Origin of the sequence: Moorena sp. SIOASIH (assembly GCF_010671925.1) — a bacterium.
In the GTDB taxonomy this organism is placed as follows: Bacteria; Cyanobacteriota; Cyanobacteriia; order Cyanobacteriales; family Coleofasciculaceae; genus Moorena.
In genome coordinates, this window is sequence record NZ_JAAHIH010000003.1 from 673,515 (window position 1) to 691,705 (window position 18,191).

The window sequence follows — 18,191 nt, forward strand, 5'->3', positions numbered from 1 at the left end:
CTAAACAAGCTCATATATCCCCCTTACTGAGCTATATTGGTGCTAAGGCCATGGTATTTCCTAATTTGGAGTACTGTTATATGAAAACTGGGTACTTGTTAAAGTGAAACTAGTACTAGTTAGCGAGAAACTAGTACTGGTATCTAACAAACGAGTACTGTTGTGTAACAAACGGGTACCCATTTCTCCTTAACCAGTACTGGTATCTAACAAACGAGTACTGGTATCTAACAAACGGGTACCCATTTCTCGTTAACCAGTACTGTTGTGTAACAAACGGGAACCGTTTTTCGTGAAGTCGTACCCATTTCTAGTTAGCGAGTACTAGTTTGTTATACACCAGTACTCGTTTCTCATTAACGGGTACTCGTTCTAATTAACGGGGACTGGTTTCTAATTAACGGGTAGTGATTTGTGAGTCAGGTATTAGGAAATAGGGAATAGGGAATAGGGAATAGGGAATAGTGATGCGTTGCATCAAGACAGGGAATCAACCTCAAAGAAGACTATACCTCATAATGGCGCGTCTCTACAATTTGGAACTTTATTTGCTGCGGAGAAGTCTATTGGTTTGTGATCTCAGACATAAAAATTTTTTCCCTACCTAGTAAGGAGTAAGTCCATGAATCGGAAGCAATTCTTGAGGATTGTTTATCTCGGCTTGGCAACGATAATTCCCTTGGGGATAATCAATAGTAACTCAGTTATGGGGCAAACAGGAATAAACTTAAGTACATTGCGCAGCACAAGTTTGTCTAAGCACAATACCTATCGGAGCACCCATCATAGTCCTAATATGACCCTGAGTAGTTCTCTCAACAACAGTGCTCAAAGCTGGGCGAATCATCTGGCAAGCAATGGCGTTTTCGAACACAGTAACACCAATGTGGGAGAAAATCTCTTTGTCTCCTATACCACAGCATCCTCTGTAGACACAGCTACCCTAGGGAACCAAGCAGTGACTAAGTGGTACCAAGAGGTTTCTGCCTATGACTATGCCAATCCAGGGTTTTCTGGGAGGACCGGGCATTTTACTCAGGTGGTGTGGAAGAATAGTACCCAATTAGGGTGTGGTGCAGCCCAGGGCGTCAAAACTATTCAAGGTAGAAAATATAACGCCTTCTATGTCGTCTGCCAATATGGGCCTGCGGGTAATGTGCTTGGGCAGTTTCCTGATAACGTTATGGCACCTTAGTTGTGTGTAAGTTAACTGAAGGGGTGACTCGGATGTTAACAGCTATCGATGATATAGCAATTATTATACCCATGAGGTACAAATATCTGGGTTTTAGGGAGCAGGGAGCAGGGAGCAGGGAATGCGCAAGTGGAAAGAGGGAATAGGGTAAAAATAAGTGTACCTCATAGCTATGATAAACGCTATAACCATCCCACTATTTTTGCTTAAGCTATCAGCTATCAGCTGAGTGCTGATAGCTGATAGCTTAGATTTACCCTGGTTGAGATTTAGTCAATAATTTTAGAATTTCTACAATCTCCCCTTGTCGGTTAGACAGTTGTTCCTGTCGCTCATCTAAGTTCTCCATTAGGCCATACATTCGGGATTGACTTTGAGCTAAATTAGACTGAGAGTTTGCTAAATTAGCCATCACAGAATACAGTCGAGAGCGATCCCGTTTGAACTCATTGACACTATCGGTTAGGGCTTCGATAGCACGAGCATTAGAATCGGTTCTTTGACGAAGCTCTTCGAGCTGTTGGCTGATCCGTTCAATCTGTTGGTCGATGCGCTCAATGGCAGTTAGTAAACGGTTGAAACGGGTATCAAACTGGTCTGAGTTTGTCATTTGCTGCAATAGTTTTTAGTGTTTTCTCAACAGCTATCAGCAGTCAGCGGTCAGCGGTCAGCTTATTTTCTTCAAAAGCACCAATTGCGCTACGGGCATGCTGCGCGAACAGTAGCACCATCTGTAGCCCATAGGCTGATAGCTGATAGCTGATAGCTGATAGCTGATAGCTGACGGCTAGTGGTTCTAAATCTTAATTAGATTTAGTCAGTAACTTCAGAATTTCCACAATCTCACCCTGTCGGTTAGACAGTTGTTCCTGTCGCTCATCTAAGTTAGCCATCATGCCATACATTCGGGATTGATTTTGAGCTAAATCTGCCATCAAAGAGTATGCTTGAGCGCGATCTCGTTTGAACTCATGGACAGTATTGGTTAGAGCTTCAATGGCACGAGCATTAGAATCGGTTATGTGACCGAGCTGTTCAATTTTGTGACCGAGCTGTTCAATCTGTTGGTTGGTCTGCTCGATAGCACGAGCATTAGAATCGGTTCTGTGACCAAGCTGTTCAATCTGTTGGTCGATCCGCTCGATGGCAGTTAGTAAAAGGTTGAAACGGGTATCAAACTGATCTGAGTTTGTCATTTGCTTTGCTGCAATAGAATGTTTACGATGGCCAAAAGGCCACGCTACGCGAACGCAGTTATCAATTGCTTGAAGTACGTTTTGGATTTTAGGTAACAGATAACAGGGCATAGGGTAAAAATTATGTGTAAATCCTAAGTAGTATCACCGCTATCATTCTGATTAAACTAGTGCAGATTCTGTTTATGGTGTGATTTTTATAGTGTGATTTGCGATTACACGCTGTGATTGTTAGTTTTTACCTAGTATTGCTTTATTAGAACGGTTTTTTACTACTTATGATTTAACAGATGATTTACCTTGGCCAAAAGGCCACGCTACGCGAACAAGTTTCTTACCTTATTAAGGAAATGCTCTGGGATTTAGTTCACGGTAGCAAGGGGCAATTCTTACTCCCTATGCCCTACTCCCTAAAACCCAGTAATTTGTACTTAAAGTAATTGATAAAAACCTATATAATTATACACTATACTTGTCAATATTGACAAGTATTAAACTCTAGTAATTACTAATAGCTAATTAACTGCCATACTGAGTTATTATAAAACCAACAATTACTCGTAAAATTGTAACGGGCAAGATGCCCGTTATACTCCCGACTCCCGACTCCCGACTCCCGACTCCCGACTCCCGACTCCCTATTTCTGTAAACTATAAAGTGGTGATCAAAAATTTGCCAGCAAGATTATTGTCTAAGATCAAGAAAATTGGTAGATTCTAAAACTCCGACAGTAGTTGCCCTGATTCCAGCCCGAGCTGGTTCCAAACGAGTACCTGGTAAAAATATTCGTCGTTTAAAAGGGCATCCGTTAATTGCTTATACTATTGCTGCTGCAACCCAAAGCCAAGTGTTTTCAGCAGTGATTGTTTCCACTGACTCAGAGGAAGTGGCGGACATTGCTCGTTACTATAGCGCTGAGGTACCATTTTTGCGTCCGCCAGAGTATGCTACCGACAAGTCACCAGATATTGAGTGGATTGATTACACCCTGAGGCATTTGAGTAATCTGGGGCGAGACTTTGATTGCTTCAGCATCCTGCGACCAACCAGTCCTTGTCGCCAACCCCAGACCATTCAACGAGCTTGGCAGGAGTTTTTGGCTCAAGCTGATCAAGTAGACTCCTTACGGGCAGTAGAGAAATGCCAACAGCATCCTGGGAAAATGTGGGTACTCAAAGGCAACCTGATGAAACCGTTGCTTGAGCAGAACACTTTTGAATTAGGCAATTCTCAGGTTAACCATAACCTCCAACCCCCCAACCTCCAACCCCCCAACCTTGGCCAAAAGGCCACGCTACGCGAACAACCTCCAACCCCCCAACCTTCAACCCCCCAACCTTCAACCCCCCATACTCCCTGGCATAGTACTCCCTATCAGGCCCTGCCAGAGGTCTATGTGCAAAATGCTAGCTTAGAAATTGCTTGGTCAAAAGTGGTGCTGAAAGAGTATACAATTGCTGGAAAGGTGATTATGCCATTTATTACCCATGATCATGAGGGATTAGATATTAATGACTTGAAAGATTGGTGGTATCTGGAATATTTAATAGCACAGGGAGAAGCTCAGTTACCTGTGGTTTCCCAGAAACCAATGTAGTTTTTTCAATTTGCTAGGGAACAGGGAGTAGGGAGTAGGGAGTAGGGAGTAGGGAGTAGGGAAGAAAGACGAAGGAAGTCGGAAGTGGAAAAAACTCCTGTGTACCTTATTACTATGATAACCGCTATTTGAGTTAAAATATTAGTTGTTTAATTTTAGCTATCATTAAGAATAGTTATGCTTTAATAATACTGATAAGTATTGGTTGTTCGTAAATTTAACCTTTAACCTTTAACATGGCGGATTAAAAACTAAAAATTAAGCAAGTAAATAAGTAACCGATTAAGCTGTTGTGCATTTAAATTGGATATGATTCAGTGATCAAAAAAACGTAAAACCTTATCCACCTACTCCCTGTTCCCAGATCCGCTGTTCCCTATTCCCTGCTCCCTACTCCCTACTCCCTGCTCCCTAAAACCAACAACCCCAATAACCAACAACCCCAATAACCAATAACCAATGACAAATCTATCTCTAGTACCCTTTCGGGAGTTTCAACGCCTGAAGGATTTAGACATTACTCCCGAAACTCATACTCAGCTTTTTGCTACCTACTGTCGAATCAATACGTTATATATGATCAAACAGGCGGGTTCAGGGCATATTGGTAGTAGTTTTAGTAGTTTAGATATTGTTTCTTGGCTGTTTTTAAATGAATTACGGGTTAGGAAAACTAACTCTAATCAACCACGGGATATCTATTTTTCCTCTAAAGGTCACGATGTACCAGGTTTGTACTCGGTGTTGATTGGTTATGGTTTGCTGGAGTTTGACCGTATCCATAGCCTGAGGCGGCTAGATGGACTTCCTGGTCATCCAGATATTTCCATTCCGTTCTTGGAAACCAATACCGGTTCCTTGGGAATGGGGGTTTCTAAGGCTAAGGGGATGATTAGCGCGAATCGGCTGATGGGTCGAGAGGGCAACGTTTATCTCTTAACTGGCGATGGGGAGTTGCAGGAGGGTCAGTTTTGGGAGTCTCTCCAACCAGCAGCAAATCTGGGACTCCATGAGATGACTGTGATTGTGGATCATAATAAAATCCAGTCCGATACTTGGGTGTCCGAAGTGAGTGATTTGGGGGACTTGGAACGGAAGTTTGCGGCCTATGGCTGGTATGTGGACCGCTGTGATGGCAATGATGTCAAGGCTTTAGGGAATGCGATCGCAAAATTGAAAGCAGTCACTAACCAGCCCAAAATCCTGATTGCTGACACCATTAAGGGAAAAGGAATCTCCTTTATGGAACATACAGCCATCACACCAGAAGACAACTTATATCGCTTCCATAGTGGCGCACCGGATGATGAAGCCTACACTAAGGGAGTGGCAGAACTAATTGCTGCTGCCAATACCCAGTTGGAACAAATTGGAGCATCCCCCTTAGCGGTAGAGATGGTATCCTATGCTAAACCTGCTTTAGTTGATGGGGCGCAACGGCTAGTTAGTGCCTATTCTAAAGCTTTGGTTGCCAAAGCAGAACGGAATCAAGACCTGGTAGTACTCGATGCCGATTTAATGCTCGATTGTGGGTTGATTCCCTTTAAAGACAAATTCCCGAAACGGTTCTTTGAGTGTGGTATTGCCGAACAAGATATGGTATCCCAGGCCGGGGGGATGGCACTGAAAGGGTTACTGCCCATCGTGCATTCCTTTGCTTGTTTCCTATCCACCAGACCCAATGAGCAAATCTATAATAATGCTACCGAACGGACTAAGATTATTTATGTTGGCTCCCTAGCTGGGTTGCTACCGGGTGGTCCTGGTCATTCTCACCAATCGGTAAGGGATATTTCCGCCTTAGGGGCGATACCGAATATGGTGATGATTGAACCAGCTAATGAAGCAGAAGTATCCCTAGCTCTAGACTACTGTTTGCATCGAACTATAAGTAGTTGCTATATAAGGCTAGTCTCGATCCCCTGTCAGATTCCCTATCAATTGCCAGAGGATTATCAGTTGGAGTTAGGTCAGGGGATTGCCTTAACTGAGGGGCGAGATGCTATTTTATTTGGTTACGGTCCCGTGCTGCTACCACAAGCCTATCAAGCTGCCCAGTTATTGGCTCAGAATCACGGTATCACCCTAAAAGTAGTGAATTTGCCTTGGCTAAATTTTGTAGATTTAGACTGGTTGGAGCAAATCCTCCAAGGTTACTCCTGGGTGTTTACCCTAGATAACCATTATGTGATAGGAGGACAGGGAGATCGGATTGTAAGTGGTTTGGCAGAATTAGGATTGTCTGGGCAAATACAGGTAAGGCAATTTGGAGTATTAGATATTCCTAAATGCGGTCAAAATCAGGAAGTGCTTCGTGCTCATCGGCTAGATGCTGAAAGCTTAGCATTTGATATTAATAAAAGTATCATGTAGAATTTAAAATTTAGTTGTGAATATACTCCTTTAAAGAAAGGCAAGAGGCAAGAGGCAAGAGGCAAGAGGCAAGGTAAGCATTCAGCCGTCAGCTTACTTAAAATAAACCTTGAACGGGAGAATTTAATAGTTCCAGATTAATCAGAATGGAAAGTATGGGGAAAAGCACATCTAAGCATATGCGCTACGCGCATATGCTAAAAACTGAAAGCTGAAAGCTGAAAGCTGAAAGCTGAAAGCTGAAAGCTGAAAGCTGATAGCTTACATAAATGTTATAATAATAACTGGTAATTAACTAACAAGTATTGCCTCAAGTTTTAGTACCATAGAAGTGTAATGACTACCGTTTTATTTTGGGACATCGACAGCACTTTATTAACCACAAAAAGAGCCGGGATATTTGCCCTAGAAGATGCTGCGAGTGAGGTAATTGGTCAAACGGTTTCACTGACAAATATAGAAACTGCAGGAATGACAGACCCAATAATTGCGGCTAATATTCTACAGGAGTACGGTTTGTCCCCAGAACCGAAATTGGTGGATCAACTGCTGGAAGGCTACATTAACTACTTGCCTAAGAGTTTGCCCCGCCGACAAGGATATGTCCTTGAAGGGGTAATCGAAATTCTAGATGCTTTGCATGATCGCACTGATGTGGTTTCGATGTTGCTGACAGGAAATATCGAAGCAGGAGCAAAGGCAAAATTAACCTATTATGGCTTGGCTGATTACTTTAGTGGTGGTGGATTTTCCGATAAAACTGAAACTAGAGTTGATATTGCCCAACAAGCTTTAGCGATCGCATCCGAGAAGTATGGTGTGATCCCATCAGAAAAGACTTACGTCATTGGCGATACTCCCCATGACATTCACTGTGGCAAAGCCATTGGTGCTCGTGTGATTGCCGTTGCCTCTGGTCACTATGACCAGGAGTCCCTAGAGGAACATCAGCCCTGGTGGACAATACCATCCCTGCCATCATCAACAGTGTTTATGGAAAAAATTGGATTGAAGGATTAATTCTTAATTCTTAATTCTACATTCTTAATTCTACATTCTTAATTCTACATTCTTAATTCTACATTCTACCACTATCCCATCCCTGACGATTGCAACGCCATGTCCATCAAAATCTTATGAGCCGATTCTGCTTTAACCCCTTGAGCTGGCTGTCGTTGGATATAGGTGCCATCAGGCTGTAAATCCCAAGCTTGACGGTTATCTGCTAACATAATTCCCAGGATTTCTTCCAAATCTTTGACAATCTCTGGGTCTTCCACTGGTGTCACTGCTTCTACCCGTCGATCCAAATTACGACGCATCCAGTCTGCACTGCCAATATAGACTTCGTCTTGACCCTGATTTTGGAAGTAAAAAATTCGTGAGTGTTCTAAAAAACGACCCACGACACTTACCACACGGATATTTTCACTGACTCCTTTAAGACCAGGACGCAGACCACAAATTCCCCGCACAATCAAGTCAATTTTTACACCAGCTTGTGAGGCGTTGTAGAGAGCCGAAATAATCGTGGGGTCTAGTAGGGAATTCATTTTGGCAACAATACGACCTGTTCCCCCGTTGCGGCAATGTTCAATCTCCCGCCCAATCATTTCGATCATGCGATCGCGTAAACTAAATGGTGCGACCAACAACTTTCGATAAGACTTTTGCCGTGAGTAACCGGTCAAAGAATTAAACAAATCTGTCAAATCTGCTCCTAAATCATCACGGCAACTCAATAGTCCTAAATCAGTATATAGTTTGGCAGTCTTAGAATTATAATTCCCCGTCCCAATGTGAACATACCGACGAATTTTATCCCCCTCCCGACGCACCACCAGCACAATTTTGGTGTGAGTTTTTAAACCTACCAAACCATAGACTACATGGACTCCAGCCTGTTCTAACTTCCTTGCCCAGACAATATTATTTTCTTCATCAAAACGAGCCTTTAGTTCTATGAGTACCGACACTTGATCACCATTTTCTGCTGCTCTAATCAAGGCATCGATAATGGGTGAATCACCAGATGTGCGATATAGAGTCATTTTGATGGCTAGGACATCTGGATCTTGAGCGGCCTGGGTAATAAAGCGCTCTACCGTTGCGCTAAAGGAATGATAAGGATGGTGTACCAGCAAATCCCTACTGCGAATCACGCTGAAGATATCTTCCACATTCTCTTCCCCGATAGGAAAGCGCAGGCGTCGGGGCACCACTGGTTCCCACACAGGGTCTTTCAATTCTGGCCGTGGCAATGCCATCAAGGACATCAAGTCACCCAGTGCCAACAGACCTTCAAATTCATAGACATCGGTTTCTTCAAGTTCCAGGTCTCGCATCAGCGTGTGCTTTACTAACTTGGAGGTGGTCACAGGAATTTCCATGCGCACGGCAGAACGTCCAAACCGTCGTTTCCGTAGTTCCTCTTCAATCGCTATCAGCAGGTCATCGGCTTCGTACTCCTCTACTGTCAAATCAGCATTGCGGGTAATACGGAAGGGATGACACTCCTGAATCTTCATCCCTGGAAACAGAGACTCCACATTATGGGCAATAATTTGTTCGAGAGGAACACCAGTCCAAGTAGTAGTTTGTCCCTTCTCTTGTTGCTGCAATTTTTCCGGGAGGGGTACAAAGCGCTTTAAGACTCGAGGAACTTTGACCCGAGCAAACAATTCTGCTCCCGTTTCCGGGTCTTTCACCACTACCGCCAGATTCAGGCTGAGATTGGATATGTAAGGAAAGGGATGGCTGGGGTCCACAGCCAGGGGAGTCAGAACTGGAAAAATTTGCTCGGAATAGTAGTTTTCCAAGTAATTCCGCTGTTTCTGGTTCAAGTCCACGTAGTCGAGAATGTAAATCCCTGCTTTGGCTAGCAGGGGTCGCAGTTCCTGCTCACAGTGTTGATGCTGTTGAGTTACCATCGGTAACAGGCGCACTCTGATGGCATCGAGTTGTTCACTGGGTGTCCGACCATCGGGTGTCCGTTTACTAACTTGTGCTAGCACTTGTTGTTTCAAACCAGCCACCCGCACCATAAAGAATTCATCCAGGTTAGAGCTAAAGATGGCCATGAACTTCAGACGCTCTAACAGAGGTGTTCGGGGGTCCGTTGCTTCATGTAATACTCGGTTATTGAACTCCAACCAGCTCAGTTCTCGATTGAAGTAATAGTCAGGGTCACTCAGATTAACCTCAACTGTGGTCTGTTCTGTGGTCTGTTCAAATTCAGGCGTATTATTTTTAACTTGAAAATGGATATTTTCAACTTCAGACTTATTCTTTTTAGCTTTACCCATGATCCTCAGAGTTAACCCACTTGATCAGGCTCTTTTATGGCAACGAGAGAATAGTCACTGAGATTCTACCGTTAAACAAACCTCAAGGATTAAAAACTTCGTCTTCTCTACCTACCCACCACTGACCTAAATTCATCAAATCCTGGTGAATATCTTCTAGTTCTCTGATATATGCTTCCGATGATAGGGTGGCGCGCCGCTCCTGAAGCTTCTTCAGACGCAGTTGCACGAGTAACCAGGGTTTGGATATGCCGTCGGTAGCTTCTATATATTGCGCTAACTCTTTACTATTCATCAATTTAAGTTGAAGTTTGTCTAATTTTATAATTAAGGTAACACAAAATTTTAAGAACTGTAAATTTATTTGTATTTAGGATAGTTATATGTTATAATATTGTAATTTTAAAACTAACTGAAGTCAGTGCGTCCGCAAAACTAACCGCGTTAGATGAATTGCTTGGGCTTTAAATGAGTGCGATGCTCCAAAAGAGCTGCTACGCGAACGCAAAACCAAGCGCCCTAAATTACCCTAAAACTAGATTAACTAGCGCTAGGGTAAAAATCCGATTGGATCAACTCAGGTACAATCAAGTTTCTTATCCCGACGGTGCGCGTTCAGGCTTCGCTTTGAAAAAGCGTGGGGTCGCACCGCTCCCGACTCCCGATTCCCAACTCCCGACTCCCTATCTTAAGATCTAGCTATCCCTAAAACCTTACCCCGGCGGAGGAGGCGGTCGCCATCACTGGGTTAGCATCACCTTCAAAATCAAGGCTAGTAATAATATCTTCTGCTGGGATACCTGCGGCAATAAGTGAAGAAGATAACCCTTCCTCAAAGTTATCTTCTTCAATAATGACTTGGCCATCGACCAAGCGAGCATGAAACAGAATCGAGTCAATCCACCGTTGCTTATCCCAGCCAGTGGCCAGAACCAAGAAGTGACCGGAATCAGTATCGCAGACAGGATAAAGCCGAATCGCTTGTAAGCGAGGTTGGGCGCGAGTTTCCTCTTGCAGCGTTTTTTTCAGAATATCTGCATAGCTTAGTGATTGCTCCATTGAACAATAGCCTCCCGCTCTGGGTCGTACACTAACAAGTTAATTTTATTTCTCTCGACGGCTAGCTGAAAAATAGTTTTTTGGAAGTGTTTACTATAAATTGCTTGACTGATAGCGAGAAACAACTGCCGTTCTGGTTCTTGCATCTCCAAAGCCCATTGGTAAAGCTGAAGCTGTCCCATAGTTTTTTCGAGTTCATTAATGACTGAAGGGGACTCGAAGCCTTTAATTTCCACAGCAATTTTACGTCCTTCTTTTTCAGCTGCGAAAAACTTTTCGGCTCCTAAATCAGCTTTCAAGAGCGTTTGTCCTAACACTAAGATGAACGGGTCATCGGTAATCGTCCACCCGTCTTTTTCGAGAGTGCGGCGCAGGGAGAAATGTAACTCATCACGTCTAGACATTAGTTTTGAAAGCTTGGGTTTATCCCCGATTGCCATGGCGGTGGACTGCTACCAAACTTATACTCTGAGCTAATTTTAGAAATTCTAGCATAGTTGAAAACAGTTGCAACTCCACCCCCAGCAGATCACAGAGTCAAGTGGCCTATGAGGATAGTTTTCTGGTGCGATGCTCCTTTAGAGCCGCTACGCGAACGCAAAACTCTATGAGATCTCCCCATCTTCCAACACCTCCCACGATTCCCGACTCCCGATTCCCGATTCCCGATTCCCGATTCCCGACTCCCGACTCCCGATTCCCGATTCCATATCTTCAGATCTACTATCGCTTTAGAACACAACTTGGTATAACTTACTATGGGTAGGGGGGGGATGGAATAGATTTAACTAACGTAGTTAGTTAACTAATGTCAAAAACCCTGATTAGCCATTGGCTATCCTGGGGCTATTCCTCCCTTACCGATATTTGCCACGTGCTCTGACCACAAGCGAACTCTAAAAAATATGTTGAAAAAAGTTATTGCCCAGCTCAAAGAGTGGTTCCCTGCTCCAGAAGTCCATGCCCACTGCGACGGACCTTGCGGGGTGTATGACCCAGCTGCTGCACGTATCACCGCTGAGGCAGTACTCTCCATGACCAAGAAGATCCTTGATCTTCAGCCAGCGAGTAATGATCCAGCGGCAGTAGTTGCTTACCAAAATACCCTATCCCGGTTCATTGCTATTAAGGAAGAGCAGGCTCAGAAGACCAAAGAGGAAATACTGATCCTGTGGACAGACTATTTCAAGCCAGTACACTTGGAGCAGTTCCCAGACCTACACGATACCTTCTGGAAAGCCGCAAAGTTATGCTCTGCCTGCAAGGTGGAAGTTAGCCTTGACCACGCCAATGAGCTACTCACCGCAGTAGAGAATATCCACAAGATTTTCTGGGCAACCAAGAATCGCGATATCGTCTGGTATAAGGCTAGCTAAACCTGAGAATGTAGAATTAAGAATGTAGAATTAAGAATGTAGAAGGTAGAATTAAGAATGTAGAAGGTAGAAGGTAGAATTAAGAAGGTAGAAGGTAGAAGGTAGAAGGTAGAAGGTAGAAGGTAGAAGGTAGAAGGTAGAATTCTTAATTCTTAATTCTTAATTCTTAATTCTTAATTCTTAATTCTTAATTCTTAATTCTTAATTCTTAATTCTTAATTCTTAATTCTTAATTCTTAGTTCTTAGTTCTTAGTTCTTAATTCTACATTCTTAATTCAAATGCTTTTTACCAAAAACAGTATTCCTGAGCTAATACTGCTAATACTGTGGATACTGCGAAAACGGTTGCGCTTCCGAGTTACAGGAGCATCCATGACTCCCCTACTCAAACCAGGAGAGGAAATCTTAATTGATCCGAGAGCTTATCGGCACATGCCGCCCAAGGTTGGTGACATTGTTGTGGCTAGACACCCTTACCGAAAGCAGTTGCGATTGGTGAAACGGGTAACTGTGGTGCTGGAAGATGGACGTTGTTTCCTACAAGGAGACAACCCAATAGAAAGTACCGATAGCCGCTCTTTTGGTTTAGTGGATTCTCAACAGATTATTGGTAAAGTAACCAGTCGTTTTTTTTAGTCGTTTTCTGTAACATCCCAAAGCTATTCCTTGGAATGCCTTTTTGGTTTTACCCACGCAACTCGCCCAAGAATTAGTAAGCCAATGGCTGAAGGAGAACCGACGAACAGATGAAGCGCCTGCTTTCCGGTAACAATCAAGGCCATACCAAAACCAACGGCAATCAGATTTGCGAATAATGGGAATAGAAAAACTCGCCAGTCCCTCATAACTACGTACCAGTTATAGACAAAAATTATCGAAGGAACTAATTGCACCAACTGCATTAATCCTTTCCCCTCTTGCACACCATAAAGTAGGGGGACAGCAACCATGCTGGCAACCAATATCAAATCCAGAAAGCGGGATTTTTTCAGTCCCAGGGCAATCAAGCACATGCCAGCAGTAATAAAGGTATAGAATAACCGATTGAGATCAGAAAATTGGCTGACATAAACCCAGTCATCGCCGATGTGTTCAGCGATTTCGTAGGAGTTAGCGATCGCAAAACAAGCATAGCCACAGTAGATCAGTGGTAGCGATCGCACCTTGACAACAGAAGTATAGAATTGACTCCAATAAGAAAAAATCCAGATGTTAACCGCAGCAACCAGATAAACCAATAAATGGGCGGCAATTATTGCCAATTTCAACAGCGTGGGCATTGATTAGAGTAGTGTGATATCGTCTCTAGGAGCATATCTATCATAGTAATAATTCAGCTATTAGCAGTTAGCTATCAGTAGTTATATTTAAGCTAATGCGCTATGCCCACGCTACTGGAGGTGTTTATGGGAAGGAAGTCCTAGCGCTTGTGTTGTCTTCCACAGAGCTACCCCATACCCGGTCACCCTTTTTGCCGTTGTCCTACTTAAGTTCCTGACTTCACAAATTGCAGTTCATAGAGATAAGCATACCTTCCCCCTTGAGCAATTAATTCCCTATGGGTTCCAGTTTCCACAATCTCGCCTTTTTCCAGAACTACAATTAAATCAACATCAGCAATAGTGGAAAGTCGATGAGCAATCACTAAGCTAGTGCGTCCTTTAAAAAGCTGTTTAATAGACTCTTGAATCAGTTGTTCTGATTCAGAATCTAGAGCAGAGGTGGCTTCATCTAAAATAACAATTTGGGGATTTTTGAGCAAAACTCGGGCGATCGCAATCCGTTGTCGCTGTCCTCCTGATAGTTTCACACCCTGCTCACCAATAATGGATTGATAACCATCAGGGAAACCCATAATAAAATCATGGGCATTGGCAGCTTTTGCTGCTGCTTCAATTTCGAGATCTGTGGCATCTAGCTTACCGTAAGCGATGTTTTCTCTTACTGTGCCGTAGAGCAGTAAGGTTTCTTGGGGCACGATGCCAATATGCGATCGCAAGGAGCTTAAAGTAATATCTTGTAGATCATGTCCATCAAGTAATACTCGTCCCTTTTGGGGATCGTAAAACCGAGCGGCTATTTTAGCAATAGTGCTTTTTCCCGAACCAGAAGAACCCACTAAAGCCACTGACATCCCCGGTTTAATGTCTAAATTGAAGTTTCTGATCACTGACTGATTGTTGTGATAAGCAAACTCCATCCCTTCAAATTTGAGATTGCCCTGTATCGAGGTCAAGTTAATCGCATTTTCCTTCTCTTTTACCTCTACTTTAGTATCTAAAATCTGAAAAATTCTTTTGGCTGATACTCCTGAACTTTGGATAATATTGACTAATCCATTAAACCGATTAATCGGTTTATTTAAAAGGGTGACATAGGTTAACAGGGCTGCTAATTCCCCAATAGTCAGATGGCTAACCATCACTCCCCAAGCACCGAAAACTAATGTCAGTAAATTCCCCAGTTCATTCAGGGTATTAATAATCGGTACGAATATAGACCAAAACCGAGTTGCCTTAAGATTCTCTTCCCGATAGTTACGACTAAATTCAGTAAATCGGTTAATTTCATACTGCTCGTTACCAAAAGACTTGATAATTTTGATATTCGAGATAGTATCTTGTAAGTGATTACTAATTAAATCAGCTTGATCGTTAACCGATTGATATATTTTTTGTAGTCTTTTCTGAGAAAATTGTAAAAGATAAATGATTAAAGGCCAGGTAAGGGCAATCATGATTGCCAGCAGCCAGTTACTGACAAGGATATAGATGAAAACGACAATAAACGCAAAACTATCGATTAATATAGCAATTAAATTAGCAGACAGTAATTGCCCGACTATATCCACATCCCTTGCTAACCGTGACATTAATTCGCCCGTGCGTTGGCCTTCAAAAAAACTAATGGATAGACCTTGAATATGTTGATATAAATCTAGGCGAATGCTCTCAATAGTTTTTTGTCCGAATACTTTAATTGCATATAGTTGAAAAAATAGCAAAGCACCGGCTGCTAAAGTCATAGATAGGATAATTACTCCTACCCAAGGCAGCATATTAAATTGTTTTTCGGGAATCACTACATCTATAACATAGCGATTAACTTGGGGAATAAAGAAGTTTATAAATGAAGCACAGATAGTTAATACTATAGCGAATAAAAAGGGTGCTTTATGCTGCCAACCATAGTCAAATAGACGCCGGTATAAATGCGTCTCTAGTTCTTCCGGTACTTTCTCTATTTCATTATCTGTCTTATTATCTGTATCTGTATCTGTATCTTGAACATTATCTAGCTTTTCTTCATATTTTTCTAGATTATTCTCTAATTCTTGTTGTAACTTTTCTGCTTCATCATTAGTAACTTGAGGGATTTGATCAGCTTTCATTATGACGCATTCGTGAGGAGAATTTCAGCAATAGCTTGAGAAATGGGGAAGTGGGGGGAAAACGTCTCCAACCAGAAAAATTCCCCAACCGGGTTAACTTCCAGGAATACATACCGACCATCAGGGGTAAGAATAATATCTATGGCTCCATAGTTTAAACCAAAATAAGCCATCAGTTGGAGCAACTTTTTTTCAATATCTTCGGGTAAATCATAGGCTTTCCAAGATTTAACTAACGCTCGGCCTTCCTTGCGCCAGTCGAAAGTAGAGCCTTCTAAGCTCTGGGAATCCACCGCAGCAGTAAATATACGGTGTCCCACGATCGTGGTTCGTAATTCTAGAGCCTTGGGCACTTTTTCCTGAAAGGTCATCGGACAGAAACGCAGTCCTTCCACATGCTCTAAATCCTCCGCTGTGACTGGGTTTGTGAAAACAACCTGCTCTTGCCCTTGCTCCCCATAGATAGCAAAGGAAGATAGCATTTTGGTAACGATACCCTGCTCTTGACATTCAGAAGCAAATTGCTTCACTGCCTCTGGATTGTTGCTACTGAGGGTACGGGGCGTAATCAAGCCCACCTCTCGTGCCACTTGGAGCTGTAGTTGCTTATTGTTAGCGACATCAACATTAGACATTTTGTCGAAGTGGAATGCCTTGATGCTGGCAATCATACCCCTAACAGTGACGCGACATTCCTTAATTGCAGCGTTTCGATACTGCTGATCCATGGTGTCGGGAATTTTGTTCCCATAGCGCATCCGTCGATACCAAACCGAGGACACTTCACTCAAATCTAGCTTCTGTTCCCCATCCGTAATAATTACTCCCTGAGAATTGCCCTCGTAAATATCTAGCTGCACTTCGGTGGGATATCTATCGGTATCAAAACGAAATGCTTTTCCTCCTTGAGCTTCAATGGCTTTGATAACTAGAGGAATACTCTCGTTGTCTTGGCTAAATGTAATGATTAATACTGTCATTTTATTTTATAAGGGAGTAGGGAGTAGGGAGTAGGGAGCAGGGAAGAAGGTAGTAAGCATATGCGCTACGCGCACGCTACTTGAGGTGCTATCAGCTATCAGCTATCAGCTAATGCGCTACGCGGAGGGTACGCCAACAGCTATCATCAGCTGATGGGCTATCGGCAAGCTAAGGGAAAAGCTGTTGAATAAAACAGCTAAGCATTCCTTGAATCTCTGTTACGGAAAGCTGACGGCTGACAGCTGACGGCTGAATGCTTACAGAAGGTATAGCTTTTAAGAAATCAGAGCTTCTGCGATCGCATTAGAAATGGGGAGTTCCAAATCTCGTTCTAACATGCCCCATTCCCCTCCGGGGTTAACTTCTAAAAACACATAGTCTCCTGAGGGTGTCACGATAAAATCTAAAGCTCCATACAGTAAGCCAAAGTTATCCATCAAGGCTTTTATTCGAGCCACGATTTCATCAGGAAGCTCGTGGTGTTGCCATGCTCCTACGTCAGTATTAGGGCGACGCCAATCAACTGTAGATTTTTCATAAATAGACGCATCTAGCGCTCCTACAAACACCTTGCCCTGAACATATATCACTCGCAGTTCCAACTGCTTAGGAATTTGCTCTTGAAACACCATCGGACAATAGCGCAGGGATTCAGCATCCAGCAAATCGTCTTCTTTAACAATACTGGTATAAAGGAAAAAAGGAGTATATTCCATACTGTAGGATAAAGCCTTTAACAGCTTTGTTACCATTTTCCCCTTAACTTGTTGGAAAAACTCCCTTACAGCTTCTGGATCATTGGTGATTAAAGTCTTAGGAATCACAAGACCCACCTCAGAGGCTACCCGCAATTGACGCTGCTTATTGTTGGCAGCTCCGGCTTTTGCTAAATCATCAATCCATCGCACTCCTCTGAGACTATCCCAAAGTCCTGATAATGTTGCTGATGATTCCCGAATACAAGATTCTTGGAACTGGGGATCAAGATTTTCACCTAGGTTAGGTTGCCAAATACGGCGCATCCAAACTGCTTTTACGTCCTCGCTACTGATCACTTCAGCGCCATATTTCAGCCTATAGCTGCTCTGGGATTGATCAAACTTTGCCCTGAGTTGCACGTCTAAGGGAAATTTATCTGTGTCGAAGCGAAATGGTCGCGCCCCTTTTTTTGACAAGGCTTCTGCTACTCGATCTATTGTGAAAAAGTCACCACTGTGGGTAAGTAATAAAATTAAGTCACCGGACGAAGACATAAAACTTTTTCTTTTCCATTGGGAAAGCGCAATCGTTAGATTTTTAGGCTTTTAATCAGATTCAGTGGTCGTATTTTTTTTATAAACACGACCACTACCGATAGATTATTCAGTCCTTTGTTGAGGGTGCTACCTCTTCAAAATAACCTCTTAATCCTTATTAATTTTCCTCCCAATCGGAAGGATACTTCTGGGTTTCAATTTCTTCCGAATCAGAAGGATACTTCAGGGTTTGCTGACCAGAAGTTTCAGATTGGTCAGGAGCAGCTTTTTGCTCTTCTAGGAAGTGAGCGAAGAATGGCTTTACTTGAGTATTGGATTCTTGATTTTGCATATCGAATCATCCTTTACGGTTAACAGTTTAGTGGCTGTCAATTTCTTGAATCAACACATCCACCATAATTAGATTACCAGACTTTTTTTCATCAGCACTTATTGTATACAATTCTTTACTTTTATGTAT

21 protein-coding genes are annotated in these 18,191 nt (G+C 42.8%); 10 read left to right on the top strand and 11 right to left on the bottom strand.

Features of this window, described 5'->3' with window-relative positions:
* The first annotated feature begins 622 nt into the window (after positions 1-622).
* A complete protein-coding gene (locus F6J90_RS18195) occupies positions 623-1,195 on the top strand; it encodes a CAP family protein (RefSeq protein ID WP_293096394.1) in 573 nt (190 codons plus the stop codon).
* A 253-nt stretch (positions 1,196-1,448) separates the two neighbouring features.
* On the opposite strand, the gene F6J90_RS18200 is transcribed toward F6J90_RS18195, so the two are convergent.
* Complete coding sequence (locus tag F6J90_RS18200) at positions 1,449-1,805, bottom strand: hypothetical protein (protein ID WP_293096397.1); 357 nt, start codon at positions 1,803-1,805, stop codon at positions 1,449-1,451.
* A gap of 193 nt (positions 1,806-1,998) precedes the next feature.
* Positions 1,999-2,391, bottom strand: a complete 393-nt coding sequence (locus F6J90_RS18205; protein WP_293096400.1) for a hypothetical protein — start codon at positions 2,389-2,391, stop codon at positions 1,999-2,001.
* A gap of 290 nt (positions 2,392-2,681) precedes the next feature.
* On the opposite strand from F6J90_RS18205, the gene F6J90_RS18210 reads away from it, so the two are divergent.
* The 5 genes from F6J90_RS18210 to F6J90_RS18230 all read left to right on the top strand — a co-directional run bounded on the left by F6J90_RS18210 (position 2,682) and on the right by F6J90_RS18230 (position 7,382).
* Positions 2,682-2,831, top strand: coding sequence for a hypothetical protein (locus F6J90_RS18210; protein ID WP_293096402.1), 150 nt, complete (start codon positions 2,682-2,684; stop codon positions 2,829-2,831).
* Between the two features lie 140 nt (positions 2,832-2,971).
* Entirely contained in the window at positions 2,972-3,112 is a 141-nt protein-coding gene (locus tag F6J90_RS18215; protein WP_293096404.1) for a hypothetical protein, read from the top strand.
* Positions 3,099-3,989 carry an acylneuraminate cytidylyltransferase family protein gene (locus F6J90_RS18220; protein ID WP_293096407.1) on the top strand — a complete coding sequence of 297 codons (891 nt, stop codon included), beginning with the start codon at positions 3,099-3,101 and terminating at the stop codon, positions 3,987-3,989. Before F6J90_RS18215 ends, F6J90_RS18220 begins: the two co-directional genes overlap by 14 nt.
* A gap of 459 nt (positions 3,990-4,448) precedes the next feature.
* Positions 4,449-6,362 carry a transketolase C-terminal domain-containing protein gene (locus tag F6J90_RS18225; protein ID WP_293096410.1) on the top strand — a complete coding sequence of 638 codons (1,914 nt, stop codon included), beginning with the start codon at positions 4,449-4,451 and terminating at the stop codon, positions 6,360-6,362.
* A gap of 336 nt (positions 6,363-6,698) precedes the next feature.
* A complete protein-coding gene (locus F6J90_RS18230) occupies positions 6,699-7,382 on the top strand; it encodes an HAD hydrolase-like protein (protein WP_293096413.1) in 684 nt (227 codons plus the stop codon).
* 71 nt (positions 7,383-7,453) lie between these two features.
* On the opposite strand, the gene F6J90_RS18235 is transcribed toward F6J90_RS18230, so the two are convergent.
* Both F6J90_RS18235 and F6J90_RS18240 read right to left on the bottom strand, forming a co-directional pair.
* Entirely contained in the window at positions 7,454-9,667 is a 2,214-nt protein-coding gene (locus tag F6J90_RS18235) for an RNA degradosome polyphosphate kinase (protein ID WP_293096415.1), read from the bottom strand.
* Positions 9,668-9,749: 82 nt separating this feature from the next.
* On the bottom strand, positions 9,750-9,962 hold the full coding sequence (locus tag F6J90_RS18240) for a hypothetical protein (protein WP_008181887.1): 213 nt from the start codon (positions 9,960-9,962) through the stop codon (positions 9,750-9,752).
* A 272-nt stretch (positions 9,963-10,234) separates the two neighbouring features.
* On the opposite strand from F6J90_RS18240, the gene F6J90_RS18245 reads away from it, so the two are divergent.
* Positions 10,235-10,366 carry a hypothetical protein gene (locus tag F6J90_RS18245; RefSeq protein WP_293096418.1) on the top strand — a complete coding sequence of 44 codons (132 nt, stop codon included), beginning with the start codon at positions 10,235-10,237 and terminating at the stop codon, positions 10,364-10,366.
* Positions 10,367-10,372: 6 nt separating this feature from the next.
* Here F6J90_RS18245 and F6J90_RS18250 read toward each other — a convergent pair whose 3' ends face one another.
* Together F6J90_RS18250 and F6J90_RS18255 are read right to left on the bottom strand one after the other, a co-directional pair.
* Positions 10,373-10,726: an element excision factor XisI family protein gene (locus tag F6J90_RS18250; RefSeq protein WP_293096421.1), complete on the bottom strand. Its 354-nt coding sequence runs from the start codon at positions 10,724-10,726 to the stop codon at positions 10,373-10,375.
* Positions 10,711-11,166, bottom strand: coding sequence for a XisH family protein (locus F6J90_RS18255; protein WP_293096424.1), 456 nt, complete (start codon positions 11,164-11,166; stop codon positions 10,711-10,713). The genes F6J90_RS18250 and F6J90_RS18255 overlap by 16 nt, the downstream gene beginning before the upstream one ends.
* Before the next feature lie 125 nt (positions 11,167-11,291).
* Between F6J90_RS18255 and F6J90_RS18260 the strand changes: the two genes are divergently transcribed.
* From F6J90_RS18260 to sodX, 3 genes are all read left to right on the top strand, one after another.
* Positions 11,292-11,492, top strand: coding sequence for a hypothetical protein (locus tag F6J90_RS18260; protein WP_293096427.1), 201 nt, complete (start codon positions 11,292-11,294; stop codon positions 11,490-11,492).
* Between the two features lie 139 nt (positions 11,493-11,631).
* Complete coding sequence (gene sodN, locus F6J90_RS18265) at positions 11,632-12,102, top strand: superoxide dismutase, Ni (protein ID WP_293096429.1); 471 nt, start codon at positions 11,632-11,634, stop codon at positions 12,100-12,102.
* A 280-nt stretch (positions 12,103-12,382) separates the two neighbouring features.
* Positions 12,383-12,739, top strand: coding sequence for a nickel-type superoxide dismutase maturation protease (gene sodX / locus F6J90_RS18270; RefSeq protein ID WP_293096431.1), 357 nt, complete (start codon positions 12,383-12,385; stop codon positions 12,737-12,739).
* Between the two features lie 23 nt (positions 12,740-12,762).
* On the opposite strand, the gene F6J90_RS18275 is transcribed toward sodX, so the two are convergent.
* From F6J90_RS18275 to F6J90_RS18295, 5 genes are all read right to left on the bottom strand, one after another.
* On the bottom strand, positions 12,763-13,383 hold the full coding sequence (locus F6J90_RS18275) for a hypothetical protein (protein ID WP_293096434.1): 621 nt from the start codon (positions 13,381-13,383) through the stop codon (positions 12,763-12,765).
* Between the two features lie 206 nt (positions 13,384-13,589).
* Entirely contained in the window at positions 13,590-15,494 is a 1,905-nt protein-coding gene (locus F6J90_RS18280) for an ABC transporter ATP-binding protein (protein ID WP_293096437.1), read from the bottom strand.
* On the bottom strand, positions 15,494-16,474 hold the full coding sequence (locus tag F6J90_RS18285; RefSeq protein WP_293096439.1) for an MvdD family ATP-grasp ribosomal peptide maturase: 981 nt from the start codon (positions 16,472-16,474) through the stop codon (positions 15,494-15,496). The genes F6J90_RS18280 and F6J90_RS18285 overlap by 1 nt, the downstream gene beginning before the upstream one ends.
* Positions 16,475-16,750: 276 nt before the next feature.
* Positions 16,751-17,728: an MvdC family ATP-grasp ribosomal peptide maturase gene (locus tag F6J90_RS18290; RefSeq protein WP_293096441.1), complete on the bottom strand. Its 978-nt coding sequence runs from the start codon at positions 17,726-17,728 to the stop codon at positions 16,751-16,753.
* A 160-nt stretch (positions 17,729-17,888) separates the two neighbouring features.
* Positions 17,889-18,062, bottom strand: a complete 174-nt coding sequence (locus F6J90_RS18295) for a microviridin/marinostatin family tricyclic proteinase inhibitor (protein ID WP_293096443.1) — start codon at positions 18,060-18,062, stop codon at positions 17,889-17,891.
* Positions 18,063-18,191 lie beyond the last annotated feature (129 nt).